Raw genomic sequence first — 26,239 nt, 5'->3', positions numbered from 1 at the left:
ATGGCGGTGAATCAGTCGCCTGATACCTCAACTGACACACTGCTATCGGGGGGCAAGCGCCCTCCCACATTTGAACTCAGTTTCTTCAGTTATTTAGTCATTTTCGAGACGCCCGATGCTATTCAACCAAGCCTCACGCCTGGCCAAGATCACCAGCCCCCTCGGGCCGGATGTGCTGCTGCTCAATGAAATGGGCGGTGGCGAAGAGCTGGGCCGACTGTTCAACTATGAGCTGCAACTGACGTCCCTGGACGCCAACATCGACCTCAACCAGTTGCTGGGCAAGCCGATGAGCGTCGGCGTGCAACTGGCGGACGGTGGCGAGCGGCACTTCCACGGCATCGTCGCGCGTTGCAGCCAGAACATCGATCAGGGTCAGTTCGCCAGTTATCAGGTGACGCTGCGCCCGTGGTTCTGGCTGCTCAGCCGCACCTCCGATTGCCGGATCTTCCAGAACCTGAGCATCCCGCAGATCATCAAGCAGGTGTTCCGCGACCTGGGTTTTTCCGACTTCGAAGACGCCCTGAGCCGGCCGTACCGCGAGTGGGAGTACTGCGTGCAGTACCGCGAGACCAGCTTCGATTTCATCAGCCGCTTGATGGAGCAGGAAGGCATCTACTACTTCTTCCGCCATGAACAGGACCGTCACGTGCTGGTGCTGGCCGACGCCTATGGCGCCCACACCACGGTGCCAGGCTACGCGTCTATCCCGTATTACCCCAAGGACGAGCAGCAGCGCGAACGCGACCACATGCACAACTGGCACCTGGCGCAGGAAGTGCAACCGGGCTCCCTGGAGCTCAACGACTACGACTTCCAGCGCCCCAGCGCCAGCATCGACGTGCGCTCGGCCATGCCGCGCCCGCACACTGCCGGCGACTACCCGCTGTACGACTACCCCGGCACCTACGTGCAAAGCGCCGACGGCGAACACTACGCGCGCACCCGCATCGAAGCCCTGCAAACCCTGCATGAGCAAATCGAGTTCGCCGGCAACGCGCGCGGGCTAGGTTCTGGCCACCTGTTCAGCCTCACCGGCTTCAGCCGCCAGGACCAGAACCGCGAATACCTGATCGTCGGCTGTCGCTATTACATCGTCCAGGAAAGCCTGGAAAGCGGCGGCGGCTCGGGCTCGGCGCAGTTCGAAAGCAGCCTGACCTGCATCGACGCCCAACAAAGCTTCCGCCCGCTGGCCAACACCCACCGCCCCATCGTCAAAGGCCCGCAGACCGCCTTGGTTGTGGGCCCCAAAGGCGAGGAGATCTGGACCGACCAGTACGGCCGCGTAAAGGTGCACTTCTACTGGGACCGCCACGACCAATCCAACGAAAACAGCTCGTGCTGGATTCGCGTATCGCAGTCCTGGGCTGGCAAGAACTGGGGCTCGATGCAGATTCCACGGATTGGCCAGGAAGTGATTGTAAGCTTCCTCGAAGGCGACCCCGACCGGCCGATCATCACCGGCCGCGTGTACAACGCTGAGCAGACCGTACCGTACGACCTGCCGGAAAACGCGACCCAGAGCGGCATGAAAACCCGTTCGAGCAAGGGCGGCACACCGGCCAACTTCAATGAAATCCGCATGGAGGACAAGAAGGGGTTGGAGCAGTTGTACATCCATGCCGAGCGTAACCAGGACATCGTCGTCGAAGTGGACGAAAGTCACTCGGTAGGGCATGACCGCAATAAGAGCATTGGGCACAACGAGACGGTGACGATTGGGAATAACCGTGTGCGCATCGTCAAGCAGGAAGACATCCTTTCTGTGGGCAAGAGGAAAACCGACAGTATCAGCCAGAGCTACGTGATTGAAGTCGGCGAAAACCTACGTCTGGTCTGCGGTAAAAGCATTCTGGAGTTGAACGCCAGCGGGCAGATCAACCTGAGCGGCGTCAATATCAGCTTCCACGCCAGCGGCGATGCCGAGTTCAACACCGGCGGCGTGCTGCACCTGAACAACGGGGGCGGCCCCGGCGCCACGCCCGATGGCCAAGGCCAGAAAGGCGCCATTGACGCCAATATCAAGGCAGCGTTCCCCGCACCTAAAAGCTCCTGACGAGACCTGTTTGCCATGACGTACCGAATCAACGAATTCCAGTTTCAACTGCCCGCCAGTGAGTTGCAGGACGCGACGATCAACATCCTCAAGTTCCCCGAACTGGGCACGTCCCTGATCGTCAGCCGCAGCCTGCTGGCCGAAGGCGAAACCCTGCACAGCAACTTCAACGACCAACTCCAGCGCCTGGAAAAACAGGTGCAGGACTTGCGCTACCAACCGGGTGTCGATGTGCGCCTGGGCGCCGCGCAAGAGGTCGAAGGCATCGAGCTGCGCAGCCAGTTCAACAAGGGCAATGACAAGGTGTTCCAGTATCAGTTGGCCCTGGTGATACCGGGCACACGCAAGATGCTCGCGTTGAGTTATGTGAAGGCGGATAAGCTGGGTGATGCCGAGGCGGCGCATTGGGCGTTGATCAAGAACTCGCTGTCGTTCGACGCGCTTTGATGAGCGACCTGCATGTCTGACGCACTTTGGGCGGCCCGGATGGGCGATGCGCTCGACCATACCTCGATGATGGCCGACATTCTCGGCGGCGTGCTGGAGGTGGCGGCGAACATCGCGATTACCGCACTGGCCACGGCGGCGGTGGTGGCCGCCACCGGGATCACCGTTGTCACGGGCGGGTTGGGGTGCTTCCTGGTGGGCGCAGTAGTCGGCGTGGTGGTGGGCCTCGCGATGAGCAAGACCGGAGCCGACAAGGGCCTGAGCAATTTATGCGAGGGCATCGGCAACGCGCTGTTCCCACCGACGGTACAGGCCAATATCCTCACAGGATCCCTCGATACCTTTACCAATAACATCCCCTCTGCCCGTGCTGCCGGGGCGGTTGTTTCCCATGTAGCACCGGCCGGCACGGAGTTGGAAATGCAGGCTCCGGAAGAAGAGCCTGAAGCCGAAGCCAGTTACCTGGACATGGCCGGCGAGTTCTTCTCACAGATGTGGCGCCCCACCGTGGCTTCGCCTGCGCCAGGTACAGAAACTAAGCCCGAAGACCTGGTGCTTTGCATGAAGCACCCACCGATGCCGCCGCAGTTCATGGCCGAAGGCTCGGACAAGGTGACCATCAACGGCCAGCCCGCGGTGCGCAGCGGCGATCGCAGCACCTGCGATGCGAAAGTGGTGTCCTCCGGTCTGATCTCCCCCGACGTCACCATCGGCGGCGGCTCGGTGGTGGTGCGTGAGATTCGCAGCGGCAAAACCCCGGGGGTCGGGTTGGCAGTGACTGTGCTGCTGATGCTCAAGGGCGGCAAGGGCAAGTTCTTCAGCAAATTGCCGTGCATGTTGGCTGGCGCGGCGGCGTCGATGGCTGTGAGCAGTGCGATGGGCGCGGCGGCCAACGCCGCCATGGGCTCGTCGAACCCGGTCCATGCGGCCACTGGGGCCAAGGTGCTCGGCGGCGATGACGAACTGGATTTCGTCCTACCCGGCCTGTTGCCGATTGACTGGCAGCGCTTCTACAACAGCCGCGATGAACGCCGTAACACGCTGTTCGGCAAGGGCTGGAGCGTTGCCTACGAAGTGTGCGTCGAAATCCGGCCCCATCCCGAAGGCGGCGACACCCTGGTCTACACCGACGAACAGGGGCGCCCCATCGATATGGGCACCATTCCTTTGGGCGGCGCGGTGTTCAGCGCCGGTGAGGGGCTTGCTGTACGGCGCAACCGCAATGGGCAGTTGTTGATCGAAAGCGACGACGGTGCGTACCGCTTGTTCGAGCCCACCCCGACAAACCCGTCGCTGCTACGCCTGAGCCAATTGGGTGACCGTAACGACAACCGCATCTATCTCGATTATGACGAGGCCGACGGCCTGGTGCGGCTGCGCGACACCTTCGACCTGACTCAGGTCGAACTGATTCGCGACCCACTCCACGTGACCCGCATCGAGCGCGTCTACCCCGATCAACGCCGAGAAGTACTCGCAAGCTACGATTACGACGCCATCGGCAACCTGGCCGAGGTACGCGATGCCAGCGGCCAAGTGCAAAGGCGCTTTGCCTATGACACCGGGCAACGCATGGTGGAGCACCAGTTGCCCAGCGGCTTGCACTGCTTTTATGAGTGGGCCCTGATAGATGGTCTGGAATGGCGCGTGGTCAAACATTGGACCAATGAAGGTGATGCCTACCGGTTCGACTATGACTTGCAGGCCGGCACCACACGCATTACCGACAGCTTGCAGCGTGTCAGCACCCGGCACTGGAACAGCCAACACCAGATCATCCTCTACAGCGACAACCTCGGCCAGACCTGGCTGTTCGAATGGAACGACGAGCGCCAACTGCTCAACGCCACCGACCCACAGGGCGGCCGCTATGAATACAGCTACGACGAGGCAGGCAACCTCATCGGCGAAACCGACCCCCTGGGGCGCAGCGACTCGACGTTATGGCTGGAGCACTGGGCCCTGCCGTTGGCGCAAACCGACGCCGCCGGCAACAGTTGGCGCTACCGCTATGATCAGCGCGGCAACTGCACCGCCGCCATTGACCCGCTGGGCCATGTCACCCGCTATCGCTATGACGACCATGGCCAGGTCGTCGAGATCATCGACGCCACGGGTAAAAGCAAAAAGCTGCGTTGGAACCCGTTCGGGCAACTGATCGAGCACATCGATTGCTCGGGGTACCCGACCCGGTTCAGCTACAACGAGCAGGGCTTTTTGCAAGTCATCACCGACGCCCTCGGCGAACGTACCCAATTCCACTACGACGCCCAAGGCCGCTTGCTCAGCAGCCAATTACCCGACGGCCGTAGCGAGCAGTACCAACGAGATATCAGCGGCCAACTGACCGCTTATACCGACCCGGCCGGCCACACCACGCGCTATCAACACAACCGCCGGGGCCAGGTGCGCCAACGCACCGATGCCCATGGCCGGCAAGTGCAGTTCGGGTATGACAACTTTGGTCGGCTGCAAGCGCTGGTCAACGAGAACGGGGAACGTTACCGGTTTGCCTGGGATGATGGGGATCGGTTGACGGAGCAGCGTAACCTTGATGGCAGCGCGAAACGTTATACATACGATGCCCTCGATAACGTAAACAGAGTCGAGACCATCGCGGCGATGCGAACAGGTCAGCAGACCAATGAAAAAACTATCGTCCAGCATCTGCAACGGGATGCGATGGGCCGACTGACAACCCGAATCACACCAGATGGACAGTCCTGCTTCCGCTACAGTCCGTTGAACCAGTTAGTCGAAGCAATCGCTATCGATAACGACGGCAACCAACAACGAGTGGGCTTCGCTTATGACGCGCGGGGTTATCTCACCGAAGAAAAGAGCACCGCCGGGAACCTGAAGCATCACTATGATGAACTCGGCAATCTAATCCAGACGCAATTGCCTGATGGCCGCCGGATTAACCGCTTGCACTATGGCAGTGGCCATTTGCATCAGCTAAATCTCGACGGCCATGTAATAAGCGACTTCGAGCATGATCGACTGTATCGAGAGGTCATCCGGACACAAGGCCACATCAGTACGCGAAGCGAATATGACCGCAGCGGCCGCTTACGCACTCGCCAACATCGGCATGCCAGCCTAGCGGCCTTGATGCCAGCGCCCGAACAAATACATTTTGAGTTCGATCCCAGCGACCATCTTGTGGGTCGTCTCGAACGGGGCCCACAAGGACAACAACGCCAACTGCTGCACTACGATATGACAGGGCGGATCCGTGCAACCCAGGGAGGCCGCCAAACTCAGAACGAATCATTTTGCTTCGATGCCGCTGCCAATCTTCTCGACAGCTCATCCGGTTCTACAGAGCAGGTAGCGCATAACCAACTGATCACTTATCAGGATAAGCGGTACTGCTACGACGGGTTCGGGAGAGTGATTGAAAAATCCAGCAGACGACACGGTTTACAGCATTTTAGCTATGACACTGATCACCGGCTGATCGAAGTCCGAACGCAAAAACCAGAGGGAGAAAGCGTAGTCAGAATGCGCTATGACCCGCTGGGACGACGGATTGAGAAAACCGAACATAACAGCAAAGGGCAGCTCATAGGCCACACCCGCTTCGACTGGGACGGCCTGCAATTACTGAAAGAGCATAAAAATAGTCAAATCAGCCTGTACCTCTACCTCAATAATGGTCACGAGCCCCTGGCTAGGGTCGATGGTATTGGTGAAGGTCAACGAATTCGTTACTACCACAACGATCCCAATGGACTGCCCCACGCGTTGACGGAAAGTGACGGTCACCCGCTATGGCATGCAGAGTTTCAGGTTTGGGGCAACACAGTCGATGAGACCCGCGAGCCCTACTTTATTGAGGAACAGAACCTGCGTTTCCAGGGGCAGTACCTAGACCGGGAAACAGGCTTGCACTACAACACCTTTCGTTTCTATGACCCAGACATAGGACGCTTCACCAGCCCCGACCCGTTGGGTCTGACAGGAAGCCTCAATCTTTATCGCTATGCACCGAATCCATTCACCTGGATCGATCCGCTCGGACTAAAAGAGGACGAAATCATTCGCTACATGGGCAAAAGCGAAACTGTCGCCTCTAAGGCTGCCAACGGCGGTAAGGGGGGCTTGGTTCCGAATATTAGGGGTGAGAAAGCCATCTGGGTCAATCATGACAGCAACCCCGGCTTCAACCCTGGAAAGGAACAGTATCGGGTAGTGGCCACAGTCAACAATGAAGGGGTCAGCATGCTCAACAATCATAAGGATATTTCTGACGTTGACTATAAAGAGACAGGGTTGAAAGATGGCGTGCTGTCAAAAACGAATGAACCCAAGGCAAAAGGAATCGGTAACCGATTACTCGACAAATTTAACAAAACCATTACCTCCTTTCGAGTCGAGAAAAAAGGCCCGAACGGAAAGTGGAAGACATGCGGATAGCGGAAAATGGACCTGTTCAACCTCCTTTCATACAAGCTTGAAAATTTCCTGAACATCCGGCCATGTCCGACAGAGTTCGGTGATGTTTTTTACCGAGAAGATGAGCCTTCTCTACTCTCTGTCGCCGCCAGAAAGCTCAATGGGACTACGCTTTATGTGAGCCGCTGGCATGACCTGTTTTCCATCAGTACCTTCGAAAAAGCCATGTCGAAGCTCGGCTTCACAGAACCGGACTGTTATGCCCTCCTGTCAGTCCTGTCACGCTTCGGTTATTTACTTGAAATAGACAACCGTCAACGGACCAATAAAGACTACTTTATCTTCTTCTATATAATTCAATTGATCACTTTGAAAAACAATCAGATCGATGCGAATGAACAGTTCAAAAACCACATACTCAAATCCCTGCTTTTCGAACTGAGCATTGAAGACGAAATTTATAAGCGTTTCAGCATCAAAAATAATAAACTGATACTAAACGCAGATATTCTAGGGCCAACCCCACTACTGGACGTTATTGACCTGATTTATCAGGCAATCAAGGCCGACGACCGAAAAGAAAATGTAATCTTTAGCGTCTTAAAAGACTACCAAAAAAGTATTATTACACTACTGACAAAACCCAACGACACGAATTATCGTTTCCGATTTAATGATTGCCACAGCGAATTCATGTATCCAGATGTATTTCTGCATGCTTACGCTAACGACAGGCAAACGTTATTTGACGCTATCGTTGATACGGTCAACCCACTTCAATCCACACACAATCTTTTTGTTTCCAACATCATCCTAATGAACTACGCCTTTTATATTATTAAAAATAAACCTCAAGAAATATTGAGACTTAAAAAGCATACCCGTGATAAAGCCGTGTTCGAAAAAGTGGTGCAAGCAATCATCTCTCGCCGGATGTCTGTCAAAAAAGAATGCTTCAGGAATATTCTGACAGATCACGATCTTTCCTCAATAAACGATAGCCCAACCGTGTTCTACAACATTTTATATTCGCTATAGCCGCTACGCCGTCAAGGCCATTGGATTGTCTGGGCAACCCTATCCTGATCAAGCGCCTGAAGACCGCATTGACCTGTATGCCTTAAAACACAAGGATCCTGTGACTATGGAAGGTAACGTGCTAAACACCGATTGGCCCAGCAGAGCAGCCTATGTCTGATGCCCTATGGGCGGCCCGGATGGGGGATGCGCTTTCCCACACTTCGATGATGGCCGACATCCTTGGCGGTGTGCTGGAGGTGGCGGCCAATATCGCGATCACCGCCGTGGCGACCGCGGCCGTGGTTGCGGCCACCGGCATTACCGTCGCCACTGGCGGGCTGGGTTGCTTCCTGCTGGGCGCGGTGGTGGGCACGATTGTCGGCCTGGCCATGAGCAAGACGGGGGCAGATAAAGGTCTGACGAATTTATGCGATAGCTTCAGCAATGCGCTGTTCCCGCCCACGGTGCAGGCGAACATTCTCACGGGCTCCACCGACACCCTCACCAACAACATCCCCGCCGCCCGTGCCGCCGGGGCGATCAGCTCCCACGTCGCGCCGGCCGGCACCGAGCTGGAAGAACCCGAGCCTGAGCCAGAAGCCAGCTACCTGGACATGGCCGAGAGTTTCTTCTCGCAGATGTGGCGTCCTACAGTGGCAACCCCCGCTCCCGGCGCCGTGCCCAAGCCGCTGGACCTGGTGGTGTGCATGAAGCACCCACCTATGCCACCGCAGTTCCTTGCCGAGGGCTCGAACAAGGTCACGATCAACGGCCAGCCGGCGGTGCGCAGTGGTGATCGCAGTACGTGCGATGCGACCGTGGTGTCGTCCGGGTTGATTTCATCGAACGTGACCATCGGCGGCGGCTCGGTGGTGGTGCGCGAGATTCGCAGCGGCAAGACCCCGGGTGTGGGGCTGGCGGTGACGGCGTTGTTGATGCTCAAGGGTGGCAAGGGCAAGTTCTTCAGCAAGCTGCCGTGCATGTTGATCGGCGGCGCGACCTCGATGGCCGTGAGCAGTGCGATGGGGGCCATGGCCAACGCGGCGATGGGCTCGTCGAACCCGGTGCATGCGGCCACCGGCGCCAAGGTGTTGGGCGGCGATGATGAGCTGGATTTCGTACTGCCTGGCATCCTGCCGATTGATTGGCAGCGTTTCTACAACAGCCGTGACGAACGCACGGGCGGTTTGTTCGGTGCGGGTTGGAGCGTGCCGTATGAGGTGTGCGTCGAAATTCGTCCCCATCCCGAGGGCGGCGAAACGCTGGTCTACACCGATGAACAGGGCCGGCCTATCGACATGGGCAGTATTCCGCTGGGCGGAGCGGTGTTCAGCGCCGGTGAAGGGCTGGCCGTGCGGCGACACCTCAACGGGCAGTTGCTGATCGAAAGCGATGACGGTCTGTATCGCTTATTTGAGCCTTCCGCCAACCCGGCTTTGCTGCGCCTCAGCCAGCTCGGCAACCGCAACAACAACCGCATCCATGTTGATTACGACGAAGCCGGGCGGCTGATCCGGCTGCGCGATACGTTCGACTTGGTGCAAGTGGAGTTGATCCGCGATCAAGGCCACGTGATGCGGCTCGAACGTCTTTACCCCGATCAACGCCGCGAAGTACTGGTCAGCTATGGCTATGATGCCGCCGGTAATCTGGCTGAAGTACGCGACGCCACCGGCCAGGTGCAGCGGCGCTTCAGCTACGATGCCGGCCGGCGCATGGTCGAGCACCAGTTGCCGACCGGTCTGCGCTGTTTCTACGAATGGGCCTTGGTTGAAGACGTGGAATGGCGCGTGGTCCGGCACTGGACCGACGAAGGCGACGCCTACCAGTTCGACTATGACTTGCAGGCCGGTATCACGCGGATTACCGACGGCTTGCAACGCGTCAGTAGCCGCCACTGGAACACCCAGCACCAGATCGTTCGCTACTGCGATAACCTCGGGCAAACCTGGCGGTTCGAGTGGAACGACGAGCGCCAATTGCTCAGCGCCACCGACCCGCTGGGCGGGCGCTTTGCATACAGCTACGACGACGCCGGCAACCTGATCGGCGAGACCGACCCGCTGGGCCGCAGCGACTCGACCTTGTGGCTTGAGCACTGGGCACTGCCGCTGGTGGAGACCGACGCCGCCGATAATAGCTGGGCGTATCGCTACGATCAGCGCGGCAACTGCATCGCCGAAACCGATCCGCTGGGCTACGTCACCCGCTACCGCTATGACGATCACGGCCAGGTCGTGGAGATCATCGACGCCACCGGCAAAAGCAAGAAGATGCGCTGGAACCCGTTCGGGCAGTTGGTTGAGCATATTGATTGTTCGGGTTACCCGACGCGTTTCAGTTATGACGAGCGCGGTTATTTGCAGGTCATTACCGACCCGCTAGGGGAACGAACAACCTTCACATACGACACGATGGGCAGGATGCTCAGCCAGCAGTTGCCAGATGGTCGTATCGAGTATTTTCAACGTAACGCCTGTGGACAATTGACGGTCCATACCGACCCGTCAGGCCACTCGACTCATTATCAGTACAACCCTCGCGGGCGCATTCGCCAGCGCACGGATGCGCACGGCCGCAAAGTGCAATTCAGCTATGACAGCTACGCACGGCTGCAAGCACTGACCAACGAGAATGGCGAATGTTATCGTTTCACGTGGAATGCCAATGATCGCCTGGTCGAGCAGCGCGACCTAGATGGCAGCGCCCATCGCTATGACTACGATGCATTGAACAGCATCACCAGCGTCACTGCTTTACCAACTCACGACAGCAATGCGCCAGGTCTCCCTGAACAGCCTATTGTTCACTGTTTGGAGCGTGACGCTGCCGGGCGCCTGGTTGTCAAAATCACCGACGATGGCCGCACGGATTATTTATACGATCTCCTGGATCAATTGATCGCAATCACGTTCAAGGACGCCCAGGGCAACGAACAAAAATTGAGTTATCGCTATGACGCCCTCGGCCAGCCACTCGAAGAGCAAAGCTCGGCCGGCAGTTTGAAACATCGCTATGACGAATTGGGCAATCTGACCCAGACCCAATTACCCGATGGTCGCTGGATCAACCGTCTGTACTACGGCAGTGGTCATTTGCACCAGATCAACCTCGATGGCCAAGTCATCAGTGACTTCGAGCGGGACCGCCTGCATCGTGAAGTACTTCGCACACAAGGTCAGATCAGCACCCGCACTGAATATGATCGGGGCGGGCGGTTGCGCGCTCGTGTACGGTATCCAAGTACCCTGCCGCGACCACTGACGGGAATGAGCTCGACATACTTCGACTTTGATCCCAGCGACAACCTGATCGCCCGCCACGAACAAAAAGCAGGAATTGCACACCAAAAGTCGTTTCACTACGACGCCACTGATCGCATCATTGCCAGCCAGAATCCAATACATGGGACGCAGGAAAGCTTTGCTTATGACGCAGCGGCCAACCTTCTGGATGGTCCCCGGCCGGGTGTAGGCCTGGTGGTACATAACAAATTAATAACCTACCAAGACAAGCGTTACCGGTATGACAGTTTCGGTCGCCTGGTTGAAAAACGTAGTGCTCGTCGCGCCGTTCAACTATTCAAGTACGACGCTGAAAGCAGAGTGGTCGAAATACGAAATCAGCACGCCGCCAATGAAACTGTCATCACAATGACCTACGACCCTTTAGGTCGTCGGATTACAAAAACCGAACAAAACAGCAACGGTAATACGCTTGGTACCACTCGTTTTGTCTGGGACGGGTTGCAACTGATACAAGAGCACCGTAATAACCAGACCAGCCTTTATCTTTATGAAGATGGGAGCTATGAAGCACTGGCACGTGTTGATGGCCTCGGCCCACTGCAAAGAATCAGGTACTACCACAACGATCCTAACGGACTGCCGCACGAATTGACGGACCACGATGGGCACCGCGTATGGCAGGCCAGTTATTACGCTTGGGGTAATACTGCCGAGGAAACCAGAGAGTCTTCTTACATCGAAGAACAGAACTTGAGGTTTCAGGGGCAATACTTGGACCGGGAAACCGGTTTGCACTACAACACGTTCAGGTTTTACGACCCCGATATAGGTCGGTTTATCACGCCGGACCCCATAGGACTCGCCGGTGGCTTGAACCTCTATCAGTACGGGCCTAATCCGATGGGCTGGTGTGATGCGTGGGGGCTGGCAGGCAGTCCAACCACAGCGACTCATATCACCTACCTGGGCGTCGACAAAGCGACCGGCAAACCTTATGTCGGTTATGCCAGCATGCAAGGCAAACAGGTAGGTTCAGACGTATTGAACTATCGCTACGGGTCAAATTTCGATCGCTTTGGCGGCCAAGCACCTCAAGTCCTGCATACCGCCTACGGCCAGGATGGCAAGGACACTACACGAGGGCTGGAACAACGAGTGTATGAAGGCTTGGGAGGAAAAGATGGAACCGCCAACGCACAAAACCCGGTCGGCAAAGGAAATGGCCGAAGGAAAGAATACCTGGCTGCGGCGGATAAACATTTGTCTCAGACAGACTCAGGCAAAGCACTGGATAAACGCATAAAAGCCGCGAATAAAACCAAGGGCAAAGCCCCTGTCAAAGTCGCCGGCAAAAGCAGAGGTGCGCGAGCAGGCCGCTGCTCGTGAATATCATCAATGACTATTGAAAATGGAGTGGGCCCATGGCCAAGCGCATCCTCTGGAAGGAAGGCGATCTAGTCAGCCTCAAATTGCGAGATGACTTATACACCGTAGGCCAGATGATCAAGAACTCCGTCATGCGCTTCTACGATGTGAGAAGCGTGGACGGCGTCTGGACCGATCTTGCGCTGGACAAGAGTATGATCCTGTTCAGTGGTTTTGTCGGCAAGGTGGTGACCCAGAGATTGGCAACGGAAAAACTAATTTCCGTCACGCCATTTAGCCTTTCGGATCATGAGCGTTATTGGCTCAGGCCCCACGTCAGCTTTGAGGGTGGCTTTCCGTTTCGAGATGCTGATCTTGTTGACCTCGGCATCGACTGCGATGCTGACTACAGCCTGGTACCTGCACTAAAGGAAGATCTGCAACTTTCGGACAGTCGCGACATTATCGAAAAGTATGAGTTGACCAATATGTGGGGAGATGAGGACCTCAGCGACAGACTGTGTCGCTACTTCGATACCGGTGTTAACCGGGATGATTTGAAATATGAAGTCTTTCCGGGGCTCTGGAACGATCGTGAAAACCTCAGGCCTTTAACCCGACGACTGCCTTTGCCGTTGAGATAGACAAGCAGTGTTTCGGTGGTTTGAAGCATTAAAAAATGGGCACCCAACCCAGTCGGCGTGCCCATTTTTTCTACCACCCCCGCCCCCTGTCGAGACGGTACTGCAATTACGCGTTAACAGTGTCTTTCAGCGATTTACCCGGCTTGAATGCAACTGTGTTGCTCGCCTTGATTTTCACAGGCTCACCGGTTTGCGGTTTTTTGCCGGTGCGGGCGCCACGATGGCGTTGCAGGAAGGTGCCGAAGCCAACCAGGGTGACGCTGTCCTTGCGGTGCAGGGCGCCGGTGATTTCTTCGAGAACGGCGTTGAGGACGCGGTTGGCCTGTTCTTTGACACGGATCCTGCCGGCCATAGCACCATTGGGCTGGTACCGGAAATAGCTGTAAAACCCATTATTCATCGACTCAAGCGTGATGCAATGGGGCGCTTGAGCGCCAAGGTGACAGATGATGGTCACACCCAATACACCTACGATGTGTTGGACCAACTGACTCGCGTCCACTTCATGGACACGAGCGGTCATTCACAGACACTGGGGTTCTCGTACGACGCTCTCGGGTAAATGCTGGAAGAACGGAGCCAAGCGGGCTCGTTGCAAAATCACTACGACGAACTGGGGAACCGGATCCAAAGCAAACTGCCCGATGGGCGCTGGATCAATCGCCTACATTACGGCAGTGGTCATCTGCATCAGATCAACCTCGACGGCCACGTCATCAGTGACTTTGAGCGCGACCGCCTGCACCGTGAAGTACTGCGCACCCAAGGCCAGATCAGCACCCGCAGCGAGTACGACCGCAGCGGCCGCCTGCGCTCACGCCAACGCCGCCACACCAGCCAGCCGGCGTTGGTACCGGCGGCGATACAGAAGCACTTCGAATACGACCCCGCCGACAACCTGATTGGCAAACTCGACCAGCAACCCACCACGCAGCATCGCCAACTGCTGCATTACGACGCCACCGGCCGCATCATCGCCAGCCAGGACAGCCTGCACGGCCAACGCGAAACCTTCGCCTACGACGCCGCCGCCAACCTGCTCGACGGCCCGCAGGCCGCTGCCGGGTTGGTGGCGCATAACAAGCTGCTGACCTATCAGGACAAACGTTATCGCTATGACGCGTTTGGGCGGATGATCGAAAAACGCAGCGGCGCCCGTGGCGTACAACACTTTGCGTACGACGCCGAAAGCCGGCTGATTGAAGTGCGTAATGAAGGCGGCAGCGTAGTGCGCATGGCCTACGACCCACTGGGCCGGCGCATCGGCAAGACCGAACACGGCAGCAATGGTTATCCACTGAGCGAAACCCAGTTCCTGTGGGACGGCTTGCGTCTGTTACAGGAGCAAAAGCACAGCCAGACCAGCCTTTACGTCTATGAAGACGAAGGCTACCAACCCCTGGCCCGCGTCGATGGCATCGGGGAGCTGCAAAAAATTCGCTACTACCACAACGATCTCAACGGCCTGCCGGAGCAACTGACAGAGGCTGATGGGCACACCCTGTGGCAGGCGACTTATCGGGTGTGGGGCAATACCGTGGAGGAGGTGCGGGAGCCTTACTTTATTGAAGAGCAGAACCTGAGGTTTCAGGGGCAGTATCTGGATCGTGAGATCGGATTGCACTACAACACCCGACGCTTCTACGATCCCGACATAGGCCGCTTTACCACTCCCGACCCGATAGGTTTGGCTGGAGGCCTCAATTTCTACACTTATGCACCTAACCCTGTCGGCTATGCTGACCCTCTGGGACTCGCAGTTGACCCGCTGGTAAAACTGAAAGATCGCGGCTACACAGGCGTTACGAAGACCCCCGGCGGAGGGCTCGACTATTCAAACAGCAATGCGCTTTACAATAAAAAACCCGGTGTTAATCCAATTGTCAGAATTGAATACACTGGTGACTATCAAAAAGACGAAGAGCTCGCCAACAAAGCGGCAAAATTGAATCAAAAGCGCGCACCGGCCGGGCATGTCTGGCACCACCTGGATGATTACGACCCGGAGACCAACAAAGGCACTATGCAACTAATTAAAAAAGATGCTCATAACGGCATAACCCATAAAGGTGGTGCCGCCCAATACAAAGCAGCGACAGGCAGGGCTTACACCCACCCAGGTCGCTTTAAGAGTAGAACAAAGGGAGCACCCAAATGCGGCTGAAACTTGAAGACTCCAAACAGGCTCTTTCTGTACAGGAACTGAACGAGTTCCAAGAAATATTCCACGTGCAATTACCGACGGCCTTTAGACAGTTTTATCTAAAGCACAATGGCGGTGATCTATCCGACAGCAATGACGACAATGATTTTTTTTTGGGCGGTTTTACACCTATTAAATATGGTGACGCACCTATCGAAACGATCTATAGAGATTTAACTGACGATATTCCATCGCTAAAACAAATGATCCCCTTTGCTTATGACAGGGTCGGCAACTCATTTCTCCTGTCAGTAAAGGAGAATGACTTTGGATACATTTATATTTACTTGATGGACGAAGAGGAGCTTGCATTTGTTTGCGAATCATTTGAAGAGTTTATGAGTGAGCTCACAAACGGATAGAAGCGTTGCACTTGTTCGGGTAGATAGGGCCGCGCCCCGTATGCTGGCGCTGTTCAACATAGCCGGATGGTACGCCCCCACAAAAAATGGGCACCCGACCCAGTCGGCGTGCCCATTTTTTATACCACCCAGCCCCCTGTCGAGACGGTACTGCAATTACGCGTTAACGGTGTCTTTCAGCGATTTACCCGGTTTGAATGCAACGGTATTGCTCGCCTTGATTTTCACAGGCTCACCGGTTTGCGGGTTTTTGCCGGTGCGGGCGCCACGATGGCGTTGCAGGAAGGTGCCGAAGCCAACCAGGGTGACGCTGTCCTTGCGGTGCAGGGCGCCGGTGATTTCTTCGAGAACGGCGTTGAGGACGCGGTTGGCCTGTTCTTTGGTGAGATCTGCTTTTTCAGCGATGGCGGCTGCGAGTTCTGGTTTACGCATGTGTGAAGCCTCTTTGACGGTTTTTTGTTGTTATGTCCGTGCTGCTCTCTTCTGGAGCAGCGCCCAAAGCGCCGCAGGCTCTACTCTGCGGCAGACGGGAGTGAGGATGGCATGCCCTCGCACGCTCCGCCAGTCTCGCGGCGACCTTTCTGAGGGTAGGAATGTGCTAATTCCGACAGAACGACCGGCATTTACGCCAGTAAAGGCGGAAGTTCTTTGTTGAGGGCCAGTTTTTCCATCACCGCCGTGCCCGTCAGCGCATAACCCAGCAGGCGACCGCTGGCGTCGCGGCACAGGGCCTTGATGTCGGCGCCCTGGCCTTCGACGCTCCAGACGCCTTCGGAGCCCCTTGGCGGCGGCGAAACCACCAGCGGGCAGACCGGGGTTTTCACGGTGACGGGCATCGGGCCGTAGCTGACGGCGGTGGCATTGCCGGCCAGGGTTTGGGCCAGAGCGCGGGCGCAGGTCATCAGAGGCATGACGTACAGCAGGTTCAGGCCGTCGACCTCAGCGCAGTCGCCCAGGGCGTAGATGTTGGCGTGGGAGGTCTTGAGGTGACGGTCCACCATGATCCCACGGTTGATTTGCAGGCCCGCGGCGGCAGCCAGGTCGATACGTGGGCGCAGGCCGATGGCCGAAACGACCAGATCGCAGGGAATCACTTCACCGTCAGAAAGGTGCGCTTCCAGCCCGTCCGCCGTGCGCTGCAGGCGGTTGAGCACCGGACCCAGGTGGAAACGCGCGCCCAGGCCTTCCAAGCCAGCTTGTACAGCGGCAGCGGCTGCCGGGTGCAGCAGGGTTGGCATCACTTGCTCGCACGGAGCGACCAGGTCGATTTCATACCCGCCAAGGATCAGGTCATTGGCGAATTCACAGCCGATCAAGCCGGCGCCGAGCAGCAGCACGCGGCGTTTGCCAGCAGCGGCAGCGCGAAAGCGTGCGTAGTCTTCAAGGTCGTTGATCGGGAAAATCAGTTCCGCCGCGTCGCCTTCAACCGGGACGCGTACGGTTTCTGCACCCCAGGCCAGGATGAGGTCACGGTAAACCACCGCTTCCTCGCCGATCCACAGGCGTTTGTGGCCCGGGTCGATGCCGCTGACACGGGTGTGAGTTCGCACTTCGGCCTTGAGTTGCTCGGCCATGGCGCCCGGCTCAGCCATGCTAAGGCCGTCGGCCTCCTTGTTTTTGCCAAAGCCGGTGGAGAGCATGGGCTTGGAGTAGGAGCGCCCGTCATCTGCGGTGATCAGCAGCAAGGGGGTTTCGCTGTCGAGCTTGCGAAACTCCCGGGCCACGTTATAACCGGCCAATCCTGTGCCGATGATCACGACAGGTGCGTTCATTCCATTCTCCTTGTAGTACGTTTCTTAAATTCGGGATTAAGCGATTTCGATCATTTCGAAATCCATTTTGCCCACGCCGCAATCCGGGCACAGCCAGTCTGCAGGGACATCTTCCCAACGAGTGCCGGGCGCAATGCCGTCATCCGGCCAGCCGTCGGCTTCGTTGTAGATAAGGCCACAGACGATACATTGCCACTTCTTCATTACTTGCTTCCTCAGGTTCAGGCGTCTTGGCCGGCGGTCGTTGGATCCAGCGTTGCCGCGCGGCTCAGGGCGTTTTGTACTGATCGGGGCCGGCAGATGCAAGCGCGATCGACGCAAGGTGCCGGTTGAGCCCGGCAAAAGCCCAGGGTGCCATGGTAAGCTCGCCGCCTCTTTTGCTGCCAATACTGACTCACCGTGCCGCACTCAATCGCCCTCCCCGATGCTTGCCAATGGCTGATCCAGAGCCGTTTGAGCCCTCTGCCTACACCATTGACCCTCAATTGGCTGTTCGATGACGGCTCGCTGACACGGCGGCTGACAGGGCTGTCCAACGACGGTTTCAGCGTAACGCCACTGTTCGAAGGCTGGCAGCCGCTGCGAGACGACGAGTGCGCCGCCCTGGACTTGGCTCCGGCCACTGTCGGCTGGGTGCGCGAGGTGTATTTACGTGGGCACGATCAGCCGTGGGTGTTTGCCCGCAGCGTGGCGGCGCGCAGTGCCTTGCAGGGCGATGGGCTGCACATGGATGAACTGGGCAGCCGCTCCCTGGGCGAGTTGCTGTTCTGCGATCAAGCCTTCACGCGCCAGGCAATCGAGGTGTGCCATTACCCAAGGCAATGGCTGCCGACAGCCGATCAGGCGGATGGGCTATGGGCACGCCGCTCACGTTTTGATCGTGGATCGCTAAGCGTGTTGGTAGCGGAAATCTTCCTGCCGGACTTCTGGCACGTGCTGCATGAACATCCGGAGAACTGCTGATGTACCAACGTCTGCTCAAATCCCTGAACCGCCTGAACCCGAGGGCCTGGGACTTCATTCAGTTGACCCGAATGGACAAGCCCATCGGCATTTACTTGCTGCTGTGGCCGACACTTTGGGCGTTGTGGATTGCGGGCAAGGGTTCTCCCTCTTTCATCAATATTGTGATTTTCGTGTTGGGCGTGGTGCTGACCCGGGCGGGCGGCTGTGTGATCAATGACTGGGCTGACCGCAAGGTCGATGGCCATGTGAAGCGCACCGAGCAGCGCCCGCTGGTGAGCGGAAAGATCAGCTCCAAAGAGGCGCTGGTGTTTTTTGCGGTGCTGATGGGTATCAGTTTCCTGCTGGTGCTGCTGACCAACGCCACCACGATCCTGTTATCCCTTGGGGGATTGGCGCTGGCGGCGAGCTACCCGTTCATGAAGCGCTACACCTATTACCCGCAAGTGGTGCTGGGCGCGGCGTTCTCCTGGGGGATGCCGATGGCCTTCACCGCCGAGACCGGCAGCCTGCCCGCAGCTGCGTGGCTGTTGTACATCGCCAACCTGCTGTGGACGGTAGGCTACGACACGTATTACGCGATGACCGACCGTGACGACGACCTGAAGATTGGCGTGAAATCCACCGCGATCCTGTTTGGCGATGCCGACCGCGTGATCATCCTGACCCTGCAAAGCCTGGCGCTGGTGTGCCTGTTGCTGGCGGGGACGCGGTTTGAGTTGGGCGGATGGTTCCATCTGGGGCTGCTAGCTGCGGCGGGGTGTTTCGCTTGGGAGTTCTGGTACACCCGCGACCGGGACCGCCTGAAATGCTTCAAGGCGTTTTTGCACAACCACTGGGCCGGGTTGGCAATTTTTGTTGGGATTGTGGCGGATTACGGGTTTCGATGAGGGGCGAGGCCCCTCACCGAGAGTGGCCTGAATCAGGGCTTGGCGACTTTCCAGGCGCCGTCCATTTTGCCGTCGCCGGTCATGTCGCCGGCCTTTTTATCCATGACGAAGGTATAGAGCGGCTTACCGTTGTAGGCCCACTGGCTCTTTTGGTCATCACGGGTGATCACAGTCCATTTGCCCATTGGCTTGTCGGTAGACTCGGCCATCAACGGCGGCCAGTTAGTCGCGCACTTGTCGTTGCACATGGATTTGCCATCGGCATCCTTGGCAAAGGTATAGAGCGTCATTTCCTTGTGATCCACCAGCATCCCGTCTTTGGTCATCGCCGGCTCCGCCGCGAACGCCAGGGTCGGCAGCGTCAACGCGGCCGTTACCAGCAGGGCTTTCCAGGAAACAGTACGGTAAGTCATAGGAACCTTCCTTTTGTGGTTGTCAGGATTCGGACCCAAAGGGTAGTCCAGAGTGCCGTGATTTGCCCAAGCGACTAAATTACTGTCACACGACTGCAATAATTCCGTTATCTAATGCGGCGCAAGACAGTTAAATGACAAGAGGATTTTTGAGCATGGTTGGCAGGAGCATTCTGATTGTTGACGACGAAGCGCCCATCCGCGAGATGATCGCCGTTGCGTTGGAAATGGCCGGCTATGACTGCCTGGAGGCTGAGAACTCCCAGCAGGCCCATGCCATTATCGTCGACCGTAAGCCGGACCTGATCCTGCTGGATTGGATGCTGCCTGGCACTTCCGGCATCGAACTGGCCCGCCGCCTCAAGCGTGATGAACTGACCGGGGATATTCCGATCATCATGCTCACCGCCAAGGGCGAAGAGGACAACAAGATTCAGGGCCTGGAAGTCGGCGCTGATGACTACATCACCAAACCCTTTTCCCCACGGGAGTTGGTAGCGCGCCTGAAGGCGGTATTGCGCCGCGCCGGCCCGACCGATGGCGAAGCGCCGATTGAAGTCGGCGGTCTGATTCTCGACCCGATCAGCCACCGCGTCACCATCGACGGCACACCGGCCGAGATGGGCCCGACCGAATACCGCCTGCTGCAATTTTTCATGACCCACCAGGAACGCGCCTACACCCGTGGCCAGCTGCTGGACCAGGTGTGGGGCGGCAATGTGTATGTGGAGGAGCGCACCGTTGACGTGCATATCCGCCGCCTGCGCAAAGCCTTGGGCGACGCCTACGAGAATCTGGTACAAACCGTGCGCGGCACTGGCTACCGGTTCTCCACCAAAAGCTGAGCCAACCCTTCTACTTCCTTAACAGCTGACAAGGACGCATGTTTAAGTGAACCAGAACTGGCATGGCACCCTGATCCGCCACATGCTTCTTTTGATCACCGGCTGCCTGTTGGTCGGGCTGATCAGCGGCTACTACGGCTGGAGCCTGGCCATCGGCATCGGCCTGTACTTGGGTTGGACCCTCAAGCAACTGCTGCGTCTGCACGAATGGCTGCGCCAGCACAAACCCGACGAAGCACCACCCGACGGTTACGGCCTGTGGGGCGAGGTGTTCGACAGTATTTACCACCTGCAACGCCGCGACCAACGGGTACGCGGTCGCCTGCAAGCGGTAATCGACCGGGTGCAGGAGTCCACCGCCGCGCTCAAGGACGCGGTGATCATGCTCGACAGCGACGGCAACCTGGAATGGTGGAACCGTGCCGCCGAGACCTTGCTGGGCCTCAAAACGCCCCAGGACAGCGGCCAGCCGGTGACCAACTTGGTACGCCACCCGCGCTTCAAGGAATACTTCGAGCAGGACAACTACGAAGAAGCCTTGGAAATCCCCTCGCCGACCAACGACCGTGTGCGCATCCAGCTGTACCTGACGCGCTATGGCAACAACGAGCACCTGATGCTGGTTCGCGACGTAACGCGCATCCACCAACTGGAGCAGATGCGCAAAGACTTCGTCGCCAACGTCTCCCATGAACTGCGCACGCCGTTGACGGTGATCTGCGGCTATCTGGAGACGCTGCTGGATAACGTCGACGAGATTAACCCACGCTGGAGCCGTGCCCTGCAGCAGATGCAGCAACAAGGCTCGCGCATGCAGACCCTGCTCAACGACCTGCTGTTGCTGGCCAAGCTTGAAGCCACCGATTACCCCTCGGACAATCATCCGGTGGCGGTGCAAAGCCTGTTGCAGACCATCAAGAATGACGCGCAGGCCCTTTCCGGCGAGCGCGGGCAACAGATCAGCCTGGAAGCCGACCCACAGGTGTTGCTCAAGGGCAGCGAAGGCGAATTGCGTAGCGCGTTCTCCAACCTGGTGTTCAACGCCGTGAAGTACACGCAGGACAAAGGCGCCATCCGCATCCGCTGGTGGGCCGACGAGCAAGGCGCGCACCTGAGCGTGCAGGACTCCGGCATCGGCATCGACGCCAAGCACTTGCCTCGCCTGACCGAGCGTTTCTACCGTGTCGACTCCAGCCGCAACTCCAACACCGGCGGCACCGGGCTGGGCCTTGCCATCGTCAAGCATGTGCTGCTGCGCCACCGAGCGCGCCTGGAAATCAGCAGCGTGCTGGGACATGGCAGCACCTTTACCTGCCATTTTCCGCCGGCGCAGATGACCCGTTCGCGGCTTGTCGGAAATGACGAATAACTCAAACACAGCACAAAACCAAATGTGGGAGGGGGCTTGCTCCCGATGGCGGTGCATCAGTATCAGATATGCTGACTGACACACTGCTATCGGGAGCAAGCCCCCTCCCACAATTGGAATTGTGCTGTTTCGAATAAGGCATTCCAGGCCCCACCCGGCGGTAACCACTAGGCAAGCGCCCCGCCAGCCGCTACATTGGCCGACTTGCGCCTGCCTCTCGGGCCTGCCTGTCACCCCTTATTGAACACATGGAACCTGCAAAACCCAATCATGGACCCTTCCCCTGGTATCACCCTCTCTACACTCTTCGCCGACTTCGGCATGATTCTTTTTGCTCTGATCCTGGTACTGCTCAACGGTTTTTTCGTTGCGGCGGAATTTGCCATGGTCAAGTTGCGCTCCACCCGAGTCGAGGCCATCGCCCACACCAACGGCTGGCGTGGACAGATCCTGCGTACCGTACACAGCCAGCTCGACGCTTACCTGTCGGCCTGCCAGCTGGGTATCACCCTCGCCTCCCTGGGCCTGGGTTGGGTCGGTGAGCCGGCGTTTGCGCACATCCTTGAACCGATGTTGGCCGCCGTGGGCGTCGAATCGCCGGAAGTGATCAAGGGCGTGTCGTTCTTTGCGGCGTTCTTCGTGATTTCCTACCTGCACATCGTGGTCGGTGAACTGGCGCCCAAATCCTGGGCCATTCGCAAACCCGAGTTGCTGTCGCTGTGGACGGCGGTGCCGCTGTACCTGTTCTACTGGGCCATGTACCCGGCCATCTACCTGCTCAACGCCAGCGCCAACGCGATCCTGCGCATCGCCGGCCAAGGCGAGCCTGGCCCGCACCATGAGCACCATTACAGCCGCGAAGAACTCAAGTTGATCCTGCACTCCAGCCGTGGCCAGGACCCTAGCGACCAAGGCATGCGCGTATTGGCCTCGGCCGTGGAAATGGGCGAACTGGAAGTGGTCGACTGGGCCAACTCCCGCGAAGACCTAGTGACACTGGAATTCAACGCACCGCTCAAGGAAATCCTCGCGCTGTTCCGCCGCCACAAGTTCAGCCGCTACCCGGTGTACGACAGCGTCCGCCAAGAGTTCGTCGGCCTGCTGCACATCAAGGACTTGCTGCTGGAGCTGGCCGAACTCGACCATATCCCCGAGTCGTTCAACCTGGCCGAGCTGACTCGCCCGCTGGAGCGCGTGTCGCGCCACATGCCGCTGTCGCAGTTGCTGGAGCAGTTCCGTAAAGGCGGCTCGCACTTCGCCGTGGTTGAAGAGGCCGACGGCAACATCATCGGCTACCTGACCATGGAAGACGTGCTGGAAGTGCTGGTCGGCGATATCCAGGACGAACACCGCAAGGCCGAACGCGGCATCCTGGCCTACCAGCCGGGCAAGCTGCTGGTACGTGGCGATACCCCGTTGTTCAAGGTGGAACGCCTGCTCGGCATCGACCTGGACCATATCGAAGCCGAAACCCTGGCCGGCCTGGTCTACGAAACCCTGAAACGGGTGCCGGAAGAGGAAGAAGTGCTGGAGGTTGAAGGCCTGCGGATCATCATCAAGAAGATGAAAGGACCGAAGATCGTACTGGCCAAGGTATTGATGCTCGATTGACCCTCAATTGCCCAACGCAAAGTTGGGCAATGCGCCCACCGGCTGGTTGAACTCATACGGGATCGACACCAGCCCTGCCTCGGTGGCGCGCTGTACCACAAAGTGCAGGTGCGGCCCGCTGCTGTTGCCGGTATTGCCCGACAACGCCAGCGGACTCCCCACCGCCACGCGCTGCCCTACCCTCACACTGACCGACCCTTGCTTCAGATGCAGGTAGACCCCCTCGGTGCCGTCATCATGCTGCACCCGCACAAAATTCCCCGATGCATCATTGCCCCGCCCGGCCTGCTCGTTCTCGGTCTTCACCACCACGCCACTACGCGCGGCGATGATCGGCGTGCCTTCGGGCATGGCGATGTCCATGGCGTAGCGGCTCTTGACGTCGGTGTGACTGAAGCTGCCGCTGGGACCTTGGGTCAAGCGGAACGGACCGCCGCGCCAGGGCAAGGGGTAGCGGTAGGCTTGGGGTCGATAACGGGGGGTTGGCCTGTCGAGTATTGGACGCTCGACCTTGCGCTCCTGGATCACAAACGCCTGGGCGCCGGGGGTTTGCCGGTCGCTGAAAAACACCACGCCATTGGCGTCAGTGGATTTGTAGAGGGTCATGGCCAAGGTCGAGGTGGTGACCGTGGCCAACCCGCAGCAGATCAAAAGACGAAGGAGCATGGCGCGAACCTGCCGGGATGACTGAGCGGCAGGTTAGCAAGGGTTAATGACAATCTTGTGGTCAGCTGAACCTTAAAGGATCAGGCACCCGGCACAAAATGCTTCTGAGCCGTACCGCGCGCAATCAGGCGGGAGATGTAGTCGAGTTTCTGCGCATCCTGGTCAATAAACCGGAAGGTCAGTTGCAGCCAGTCGCTGTCGGGCTTGGGCTCGAAGGCGACGATGGCGTGCAGGTAGCCGTTGAGACGGGCCACCTCGGCGTTGTCGCCTTGCTCAAGGTCGAGCACCGCACTTTCCAGCACCTGAGGCAGGACTTCAGTGCGACGCACTACCAGCAGCGCCTCCTTGATGCTCAGCGCTTTGATGACACATTGCTGGGTGCCACTGGACAGCCGCAGTTGACCCTGGCCACGACCGGCGGCCGGCGCGGCGGAAGGGGCCTGCACTGGCGGGCTGTTGAGCAGGCCTTTGCTGGGCGCTGACGCCGCAGCTGCAACGGGGGCCGAACGCAACGCTTCAGGCTTGCCGCCCGTCAGGGCGCTCAGGGAATCGTTGCCGAAGGCCGAGTTCATTTTGGTCGGCGCGCTGGCAACCAGGGCGTCGAGGCGACCGACCTTGTGCAGGGCCTGTTTGACCTTGTTCAGCAGTTGCTCGTTAGTGAACGGTTTGCTGACGTAACCAGAAACCCCGGCCTGGATCGCCTGCACTACGTTCTCTTTGTCGCCCCGGCTGGTCACCATCACAAACGGCATGGCCTTGAGGTGCGGTTGCTCACGGCACCAGGTCAACAGCTCCAGGCCGGACATCTCCGGCATTTCCCAGTCGCACAGCACCAGGTCGAAGCTCTCGCGCATCAGTATGGTCTGGGCCTTCTTGCCGTTTACCGCATCTTCAAGCTTGATCCCGGGGAAGTAGTTGCGCAGGCACTTCTTCACCAGATCGCGGATAAACGAGGCGTCATCCACCACCAATACACTGACTTTACTCATCGACCCTTCATCCTATAAAAACTTCGGCACGCAGAACGCCTGACTGATGGCATTTTGCCAAAACTCGGTAGTCACAGCTGGACTTTATTTATTCCGCTGCGCAAAAAATTCAGACACCAGAAACGAAAACGCCCGGCCAAAGGCCGGGCGTTAATTTCTCGGGCAACCTTACTTATCGTCAGATTCGCCCGGAACATTAGGGATTTGATCGGCGGAACCTTCAACTTCAGCCTTCATGCGCTTAAGGCCCATGTGCCGTACGTCAGTACCACGAACCAAATAGATCACCAGTTCCGAGATATTGCGCGCGTGATCGCCGATCCGCTCCAGGGAACGCAGCACCCAGATGATGCTCAAGACCCGCGAGATAGAGCGCGGGTCTTCCATCATGTAGGTGGCCAGTTCACGCAGGGCTGTCTTGTATTCGCGGTCGATGACTTTGTCGTACTGCGCCACCGACAACGCCAGATCGGCGTCGAAACGCGCAAACGCGTCAAGCGCATCGCGCACCATGTTGCGCACCTGGTCGCCGATGTGGCGAACCTCCACGTAGCCGCGCGGCGCTTCGCCTTCTTCGCACAGCTGGATGGCGCGACGGGCGATCTTGGTGGCCTCATCGCCGATGCGCTCCAGGTCGATTACCGACTTGGAGATGCTGATGATCAAACGCAGGTCCGAGGCCGCTGGCTGGCGACGGGCCAGAATGCGCAGGCATTCTTCGTCGATATTGCGTTCCATCTGGTTGATCTGGTCATCGATCTCACGCACCTGCTGGGCCAGGCCCGAGTCGGCCTCGATCAGCGCGGTCACGGCGTCGTTGACTTGCTTCTCCACCAAGCCGCCCATCGCCAGGAGGTGGCTGCGCACTTCCTCAAGCTCGGCGTTGAACTGCGCGGAGATGTGATGGGTAAGGCCTTCTTTGCTAATCATGTTGGCGTCCTTGGAGCGTCCGGTAAGGTGCGGAGAACCGCAGCG

General features: G+C 58.0%; 20 protein-coding genes and 1 pseudogene. 13 read left to right on the top strand and 8 right to left on the bottom strand.

Annotated features, from left to right (window positions below; genetic code table 11):
• Positions 1 to 115 precede the first annotated feature (115 nt).
• From ACKZ62_RS29090 to ACKZ62_RS29065, 6 genes are all read left to right on the top strand, one after another.
• On the top strand, positions 116 to 2,056 hold the full coding sequence (locus tag ACKZ62_RS29090) for a type VI secretion system Vgr family protein (RefSeq protein ID WP_447096180.1): 1,941 nt from the start codon (positions 116 to 118) through the stop codon (positions 2,054 to 2,056).
• Between the two features lie 15 nt (positions 2,057 to 2,071).
• The gene (locus tag ACKZ62_RS29085) at positions 2,072 to 2,503 is read left to right on the top strand and encodes a DcrB-related protein (protein ID WP_032884442.1); all 432 of its coding nucleotides are present in this window, start codon (positions 2,072 to 2,074) and stop codon (positions 2,501 to 2,503) included.
• A 12-nt stretch (positions 2,504 to 2,515) separates the two neighbouring features.
• Complete coding sequence (locus ACKZ62_RS29080) at positions 2,516 to 6,925, top strand: RHS repeat-associated core domain-containing protein (protein WP_447096179.1); 4,410 nt, start codon at positions 2,516 to 2,518, stop codon at positions 6,923 to 6,925.
• Positions 6,926 to 6,931: 6 nt separating this feature from the next.
• Positions 6,932 to 7,942, top strand: a complete 1,011-nt coding sequence (locus tag ACKZ62_RS29075; protein ID WP_099601766.1) for a hypothetical protein — start codon at positions 6,932 to 6,934, stop codon at positions 7,940 to 7,942.
• 152 nt (positions 7,943 to 8,094) lie between these two features.
• Positions 8,095 to 12,558, top strand: a complete 4,464-nt coding sequence (locus tag ACKZ62_RS29070) for an RHS repeat-associated core domain-containing protein (RefSeq protein WP_447096178.1) — start codon at positions 8,095 to 8,097, stop codon at positions 12,556 to 12,558.
• A gap of 35 nt (positions 12,559 to 12,593) precedes the next feature.
• Positions 12,594 to 13,181 carry a DUF8309 domain-containing protein gene (locus ACKZ62_RS29065; RefSeq protein WP_099601768.1) on the top strand — a complete coding sequence of 196 codons (588 nt, stop codon included), beginning with the start codon at positions 12,594 to 12,596 and terminating at the stop codon, positions 13,179 to 13,181.
• 106 nt (positions 13,182 to 13,287) lie between these two features.
• On the opposite strand, the gene ACKZ62_RS29060 is transcribed toward ACKZ62_RS29065, so the two are convergent.
• On the bottom strand, positions 13,288 to 13,533 hold the full coding sequence (locus tag ACKZ62_RS29060; protein WP_099601850.1) for an HU family DNA-binding protein: 246 nt from the start codon (positions 13,531 to 13,533) through the stop codon (positions 13,288 to 13,290).
• Between the two features lie 15 nt (positions 13,534 to 13,548).
• Here ACKZ62_RS29060 and ACKZ62_RS29055 point away from each other — a divergent pair.
• Together ACKZ62_RS29055 and ACKZ62_RS29050 are read left to right on the top strand one after the other, a co-directional pair.
• Positions 13,549 to 15,345 (top strand): annotated as a pseudogene (locus tag ACKZ62_RS29055) (RHS repeat-associated core domain-containing protein); the annotation flags it as partial.
• Positions 15,336 to 15,746 carry an SMI1/KNR4 family protein gene (locus ACKZ62_RS29050; protein WP_447096177.1) on the top strand — a complete coding sequence of 137 codons (411 nt, stop codon included), beginning with the start codon at positions 15,336 to 15,338 and terminating at the stop codon, positions 15,744 to 15,746. The pseudogene ACKZ62_RS29055 and the gene ACKZ62_RS29050, both read left to right, overlap by 10 nt.
• A 156-nt stretch (positions 15,747 to 15,902) precedes the next feature.
• Here ACKZ62_RS29050 and ACKZ62_RS29045 read toward each other — a convergent pair whose 3' ends face one another.
• From ACKZ62_RS29045 to ACKZ62_RS29035, 3 genes are all read right to left on the bottom strand, one after another.
• Positions 15,903 to 16,178 (bottom strand): HU family DNA-binding protein, encoded by a 276-nt coding sequence (locus ACKZ62_RS29045; RefSeq protein ID WP_003176958.1) that lies wholly within the window; start codon positions 16,176 to 16,178, stop codon positions 15,903 to 15,905.
• A 191-nt stretch (positions 16,179 to 16,369) separates the two neighbouring features.
• Positions 16,370 to 17,518 (bottom strand): FAD-dependent oxidoreductase, encoded by a 1,149-nt coding sequence (locus ACKZ62_RS29040; RefSeq protein WP_122754182.1) that lies wholly within the window; start codon positions 17,516 to 17,518, stop codon positions 16,370 to 16,372.
• A gap of 36 nt (positions 17,519 to 17,554) precedes the next feature.
• Complete coding sequence (locus ACKZ62_RS29035; protein ID WP_032884447.1) at positions 17,555 to 17,722, bottom strand: rubredoxin; 168 nt, start codon at positions 17,720 to 17,722, stop codon at positions 17,555 to 17,557.
• Between the two features lie 195 nt (positions 17,723 to 17,917).
• On the opposite strand from ACKZ62_RS29035, the gene ACKZ62_RS29030 reads away from it, so the two are divergent.
• Both ACKZ62_RS29030 and ubiA read left to right on the top strand, forming a co-directional pair.
• Positions 17,918 to 18,481: a chorismate--pyruvate lyase family protein gene (locus ACKZ62_RS29030; protein WP_447096176.1), complete on the top strand. Its 564-nt coding sequence runs from the start codon at positions 17,918 to 17,920 to the stop codon at positions 18,479 to 18,481.
• Positions 18,481 to 19,371: a 4-hydroxybenzoate octaprenyltransferase gene (gene ubiA, locus ACKZ62_RS29025; protein ID WP_032884449.1), complete on the top strand. Its 891-nt coding sequence runs from the start codon at positions 18,481 to 18,483 to the stop codon at positions 19,369 to 19,371. The genes ACKZ62_RS29030 and ubiA overlap by 1 nt, the downstream gene beginning before the upstream one ends.
• 32 nt (positions 19,372 to 19,403) lie before the next feature.
• On the opposite strand, the gene ACKZ62_RS29020 is transcribed toward ubiA, so the two are convergent.
• Positions 19,404 to 19,784, bottom strand: coding sequence for a COG4315 family predicted lipoprotein (locus ACKZ62_RS29020; protein ID WP_032884450.1), 381 nt, complete (start codon positions 19,782 to 19,784; stop codon positions 19,404 to 19,406).
• A gap of 155 nt (positions 19,785 to 19,939) precedes the next feature.
• Here ACKZ62_RS29020 and phoB point away from each other — a divergent pair, with 155 nt between their 5' ends.
• The 3 genes from phoB to ACKZ62_RS29005 all read left to right on the top strand — a co-directional run bounded on the left by phoB (position 19,940) and on the right by ACKZ62_RS29005 (position 23,609).
• The gene (gene phoB / locus ACKZ62_RS29015; RefSeq protein WP_032884451.1) at positions 19,940 to 20,629 is read left to right on the top strand and encodes a phosphate regulon transcriptional regulator PhoB; all 690 of its coding nucleotides are present in this window, start codon (positions 19,940 to 19,942) and stop codon (positions 20,627 to 20,629) included.
• A gap of 82 nt (positions 20,630 to 20,711) precedes the next feature.
• Entirely contained in the window at positions 20,712 to 21,998 is a 1,287-nt protein-coding gene (gene phoR, locus ACKZ62_RS29010; protein ID WP_185168236.1) for a phosphate regulon sensor histidine kinase PhoR, read from the top strand.
• A 270-nt stretch (positions 21,999 to 22,268) separates the two neighbouring features.
• Positions 22,269 to 23,609, top strand: coding sequence for a hemolysin family protein (locus ACKZ62_RS29005; protein WP_032884453.1), 1,341 nt, complete (start codon positions 22,269 to 22,271; stop codon positions 23,607 to 23,609).
• A 3-nt stretch (positions 23,610 to 23,612) separates the two neighbouring features.
• Here ACKZ62_RS29005 and ACKZ62_RS29000 read toward each other — a convergent pair whose 3' ends face one another.
• The 3 genes from ACKZ62_RS29000 to phoU form a co-directional block, all read right to left on the bottom strand.
• A complete protein-coding gene (locus ACKZ62_RS29000) occupies positions 23,613 to 24,275 on the bottom strand; it encodes a peptidoglycan DD-metalloendopeptidase family protein (RefSeq protein WP_447096175.1) in 663 nt (220 codons plus the stop codon).
• Positions 24,276 to 24,355: 80 nt separating this feature from the next.
• Positions 24,356 to 25,264 (bottom strand): response regulator, encoded by a 909-nt coding sequence (locus ACKZ62_RS28995; protein WP_032884455.1) that lies wholly within the window; start codon positions 25,262 to 25,264, stop codon positions 24,356 to 24,358.
• A gap of 168 nt (positions 25,265 to 25,432) precedes the next feature.
• Positions 25,433 to 26,194 carry a phosphate signaling complex protein PhoU gene (phoU, locus tag ACKZ62_RS28990; protein WP_032884456.1) on the bottom strand — a complete coding sequence of 254 codons (762 nt, stop codon included), beginning with the start codon at positions 26,192 to 26,194 and terminating at the stop codon, positions 25,433 to 25,435.
• Positions 26,195 to 26,239 lie beyond the last annotated feature (45 nt).

The organism is Pseudomonas sivasensis, assembly GCF_052938085.1.
Note: the sequence above shows the minus strand (reverse complement) of the source record. Positions and strands in the feature narration are given on the sequence as shown.

What these genes read in the sequence shown, in the direction of transcription:
- ACKZ62_RS29020 (WP_032884450.1), bottom strand. Translation starts at nt 19,784, where the DNA reads ATGACTTACCGTACTGTTTCCTGGAAAGCCCTGCTGGTAACGGCCGCG.
- ACKZ62_RS29040 (WP_122754182.1), bottom strand. Translation starts at nt 17,518, where the DNA reads ATGAACGCACCTGTCGTGATCATCGGCACAGGATTGGCCGGTTATAAC.
- ACKZ62_RS29000 (WP_447096175.1), bottom strand. Translation starts at nt 24,275, where the DNA reads ATGCTCCTTCGTCTTTTGATCTGCTGCGGGTTGGCCACGGTCACCACC.
- ACKZ62_RS29085 (WP_032884442.1), top strand. Translation starts at nt 2,072, where the DNA reads ATGACGTACCGAATCAACGAATTCCAGTTTCAACTGCCCGCCAGTGAG.
- ACKZ62_RS29045 (WP_003176958.1), bottom strand. Translation starts at nt 16,178, where the DNA reads ATGCGTAAACCAGAACTCGCAGCCGCCATCGCTGAAAAAGCAGATCTC.
- ACKZ62_RS29075 (WP_099601766.1), top strand. Translation starts at nt 6,932, where the DNA reads ATGGACCTGTTCAACCTCCTTTCATACAAGCTTGAAAATTTCCTGAAC.
- ACKZ62_RS29005 (WP_032884453.1), top strand. Translation starts at nt 22,269, where the DNA reads ATGGACCCTTCCCCTGGTATCACCCTCTCTACACTCTTCGCCGACTTC.
- ACKZ62_RS28995 (WP_032884455.1), bottom strand. Translation starts at nt 25,264, where the DNA reads ATGAGTAAAGTCAGTGTATTGGTGGTGGATGACGCCTCGTTTATCCGC.
- phoU (WP_032884456.1), bottom strand. Translation starts at nt 26,194, where the DNA reads ATGATTAGCAAAGAAGGCCTTACCCATCACATCTCCGCGCAGTTCAAC.
- ACKZ62_RS29070 (WP_447096178.1), top strand. Translation starts at nt 8,095, where the DNA reads ATGTCTGATGCCCTATGGGCGGCCCGGATGGGGGATGCGCTTTCCCAC.
- phoB (WP_032884451.1), top strand. Translation starts at nt 19,940, where the DNA reads ATGGTTGGCAGGAGCATTCTGATTGTTGACGACGAAGCGCCCATCCGC.
- ACKZ62_RS29035 (WP_032884447.1), bottom strand. Translation starts at nt 17,722, where the DNA reads ATGAAGAAGTGGCAATGTATCGTCTGTGGCCTTATCTACAACGAAGCC.
- ACKZ62_RS29080 (WP_447096179.1), top strand. Translation starts at nt 2,516, where the DNA reads ATGTCTGACGCACTTTGGGCGGCCCGGATGGGCGATGCGCTCGACCAT.
- ACKZ62_RS29050 (WP_447096177.1), top strand. Translation starts at nt 15,336, where the DNA reads ATGCGGCTGAAACTTGAAGACTCCAAACAGGCTCTTTCTGTACAGGAA.
- ACKZ62_RS29065 (WP_099601768.1), top strand. Translation starts at nt 12,594, where the DNA reads ATGGCCAAGCGCATCCTCTGGAAGGAAGGCGATCTAGTCAGCCTCAAA.
- ubiA (WP_032884449.1), top strand. Translation starts at nt 18,481, where the DNA reads ATGTACCAACGTCTGCTCAAATCCCTGAACCGCCTGAACCCGAGGGCC.
- phoR (WP_185168236.1), top strand. Translation starts at nt 20,712, where the DNA reads ATGCTTCTTTTGATCACCGGCTGCCTGTTGGTCGGGCTGATCAGCGGC.
- ACKZ62_RS29090 (WP_447096180.1), top strand. Translation starts at nt 116, where the DNA reads ATGCTATTCAACCAAGCCTCACGCCTGGCCAAGATCACCAGCCCCCTC.
- ACKZ62_RS29060 (WP_099601850.1), bottom strand. Translation starts at nt 13,533, where the DNA reads ATGGCCGGCAGGATCCGTGTCAAAGAACAGGCCAACCGCGTCCTCAAC.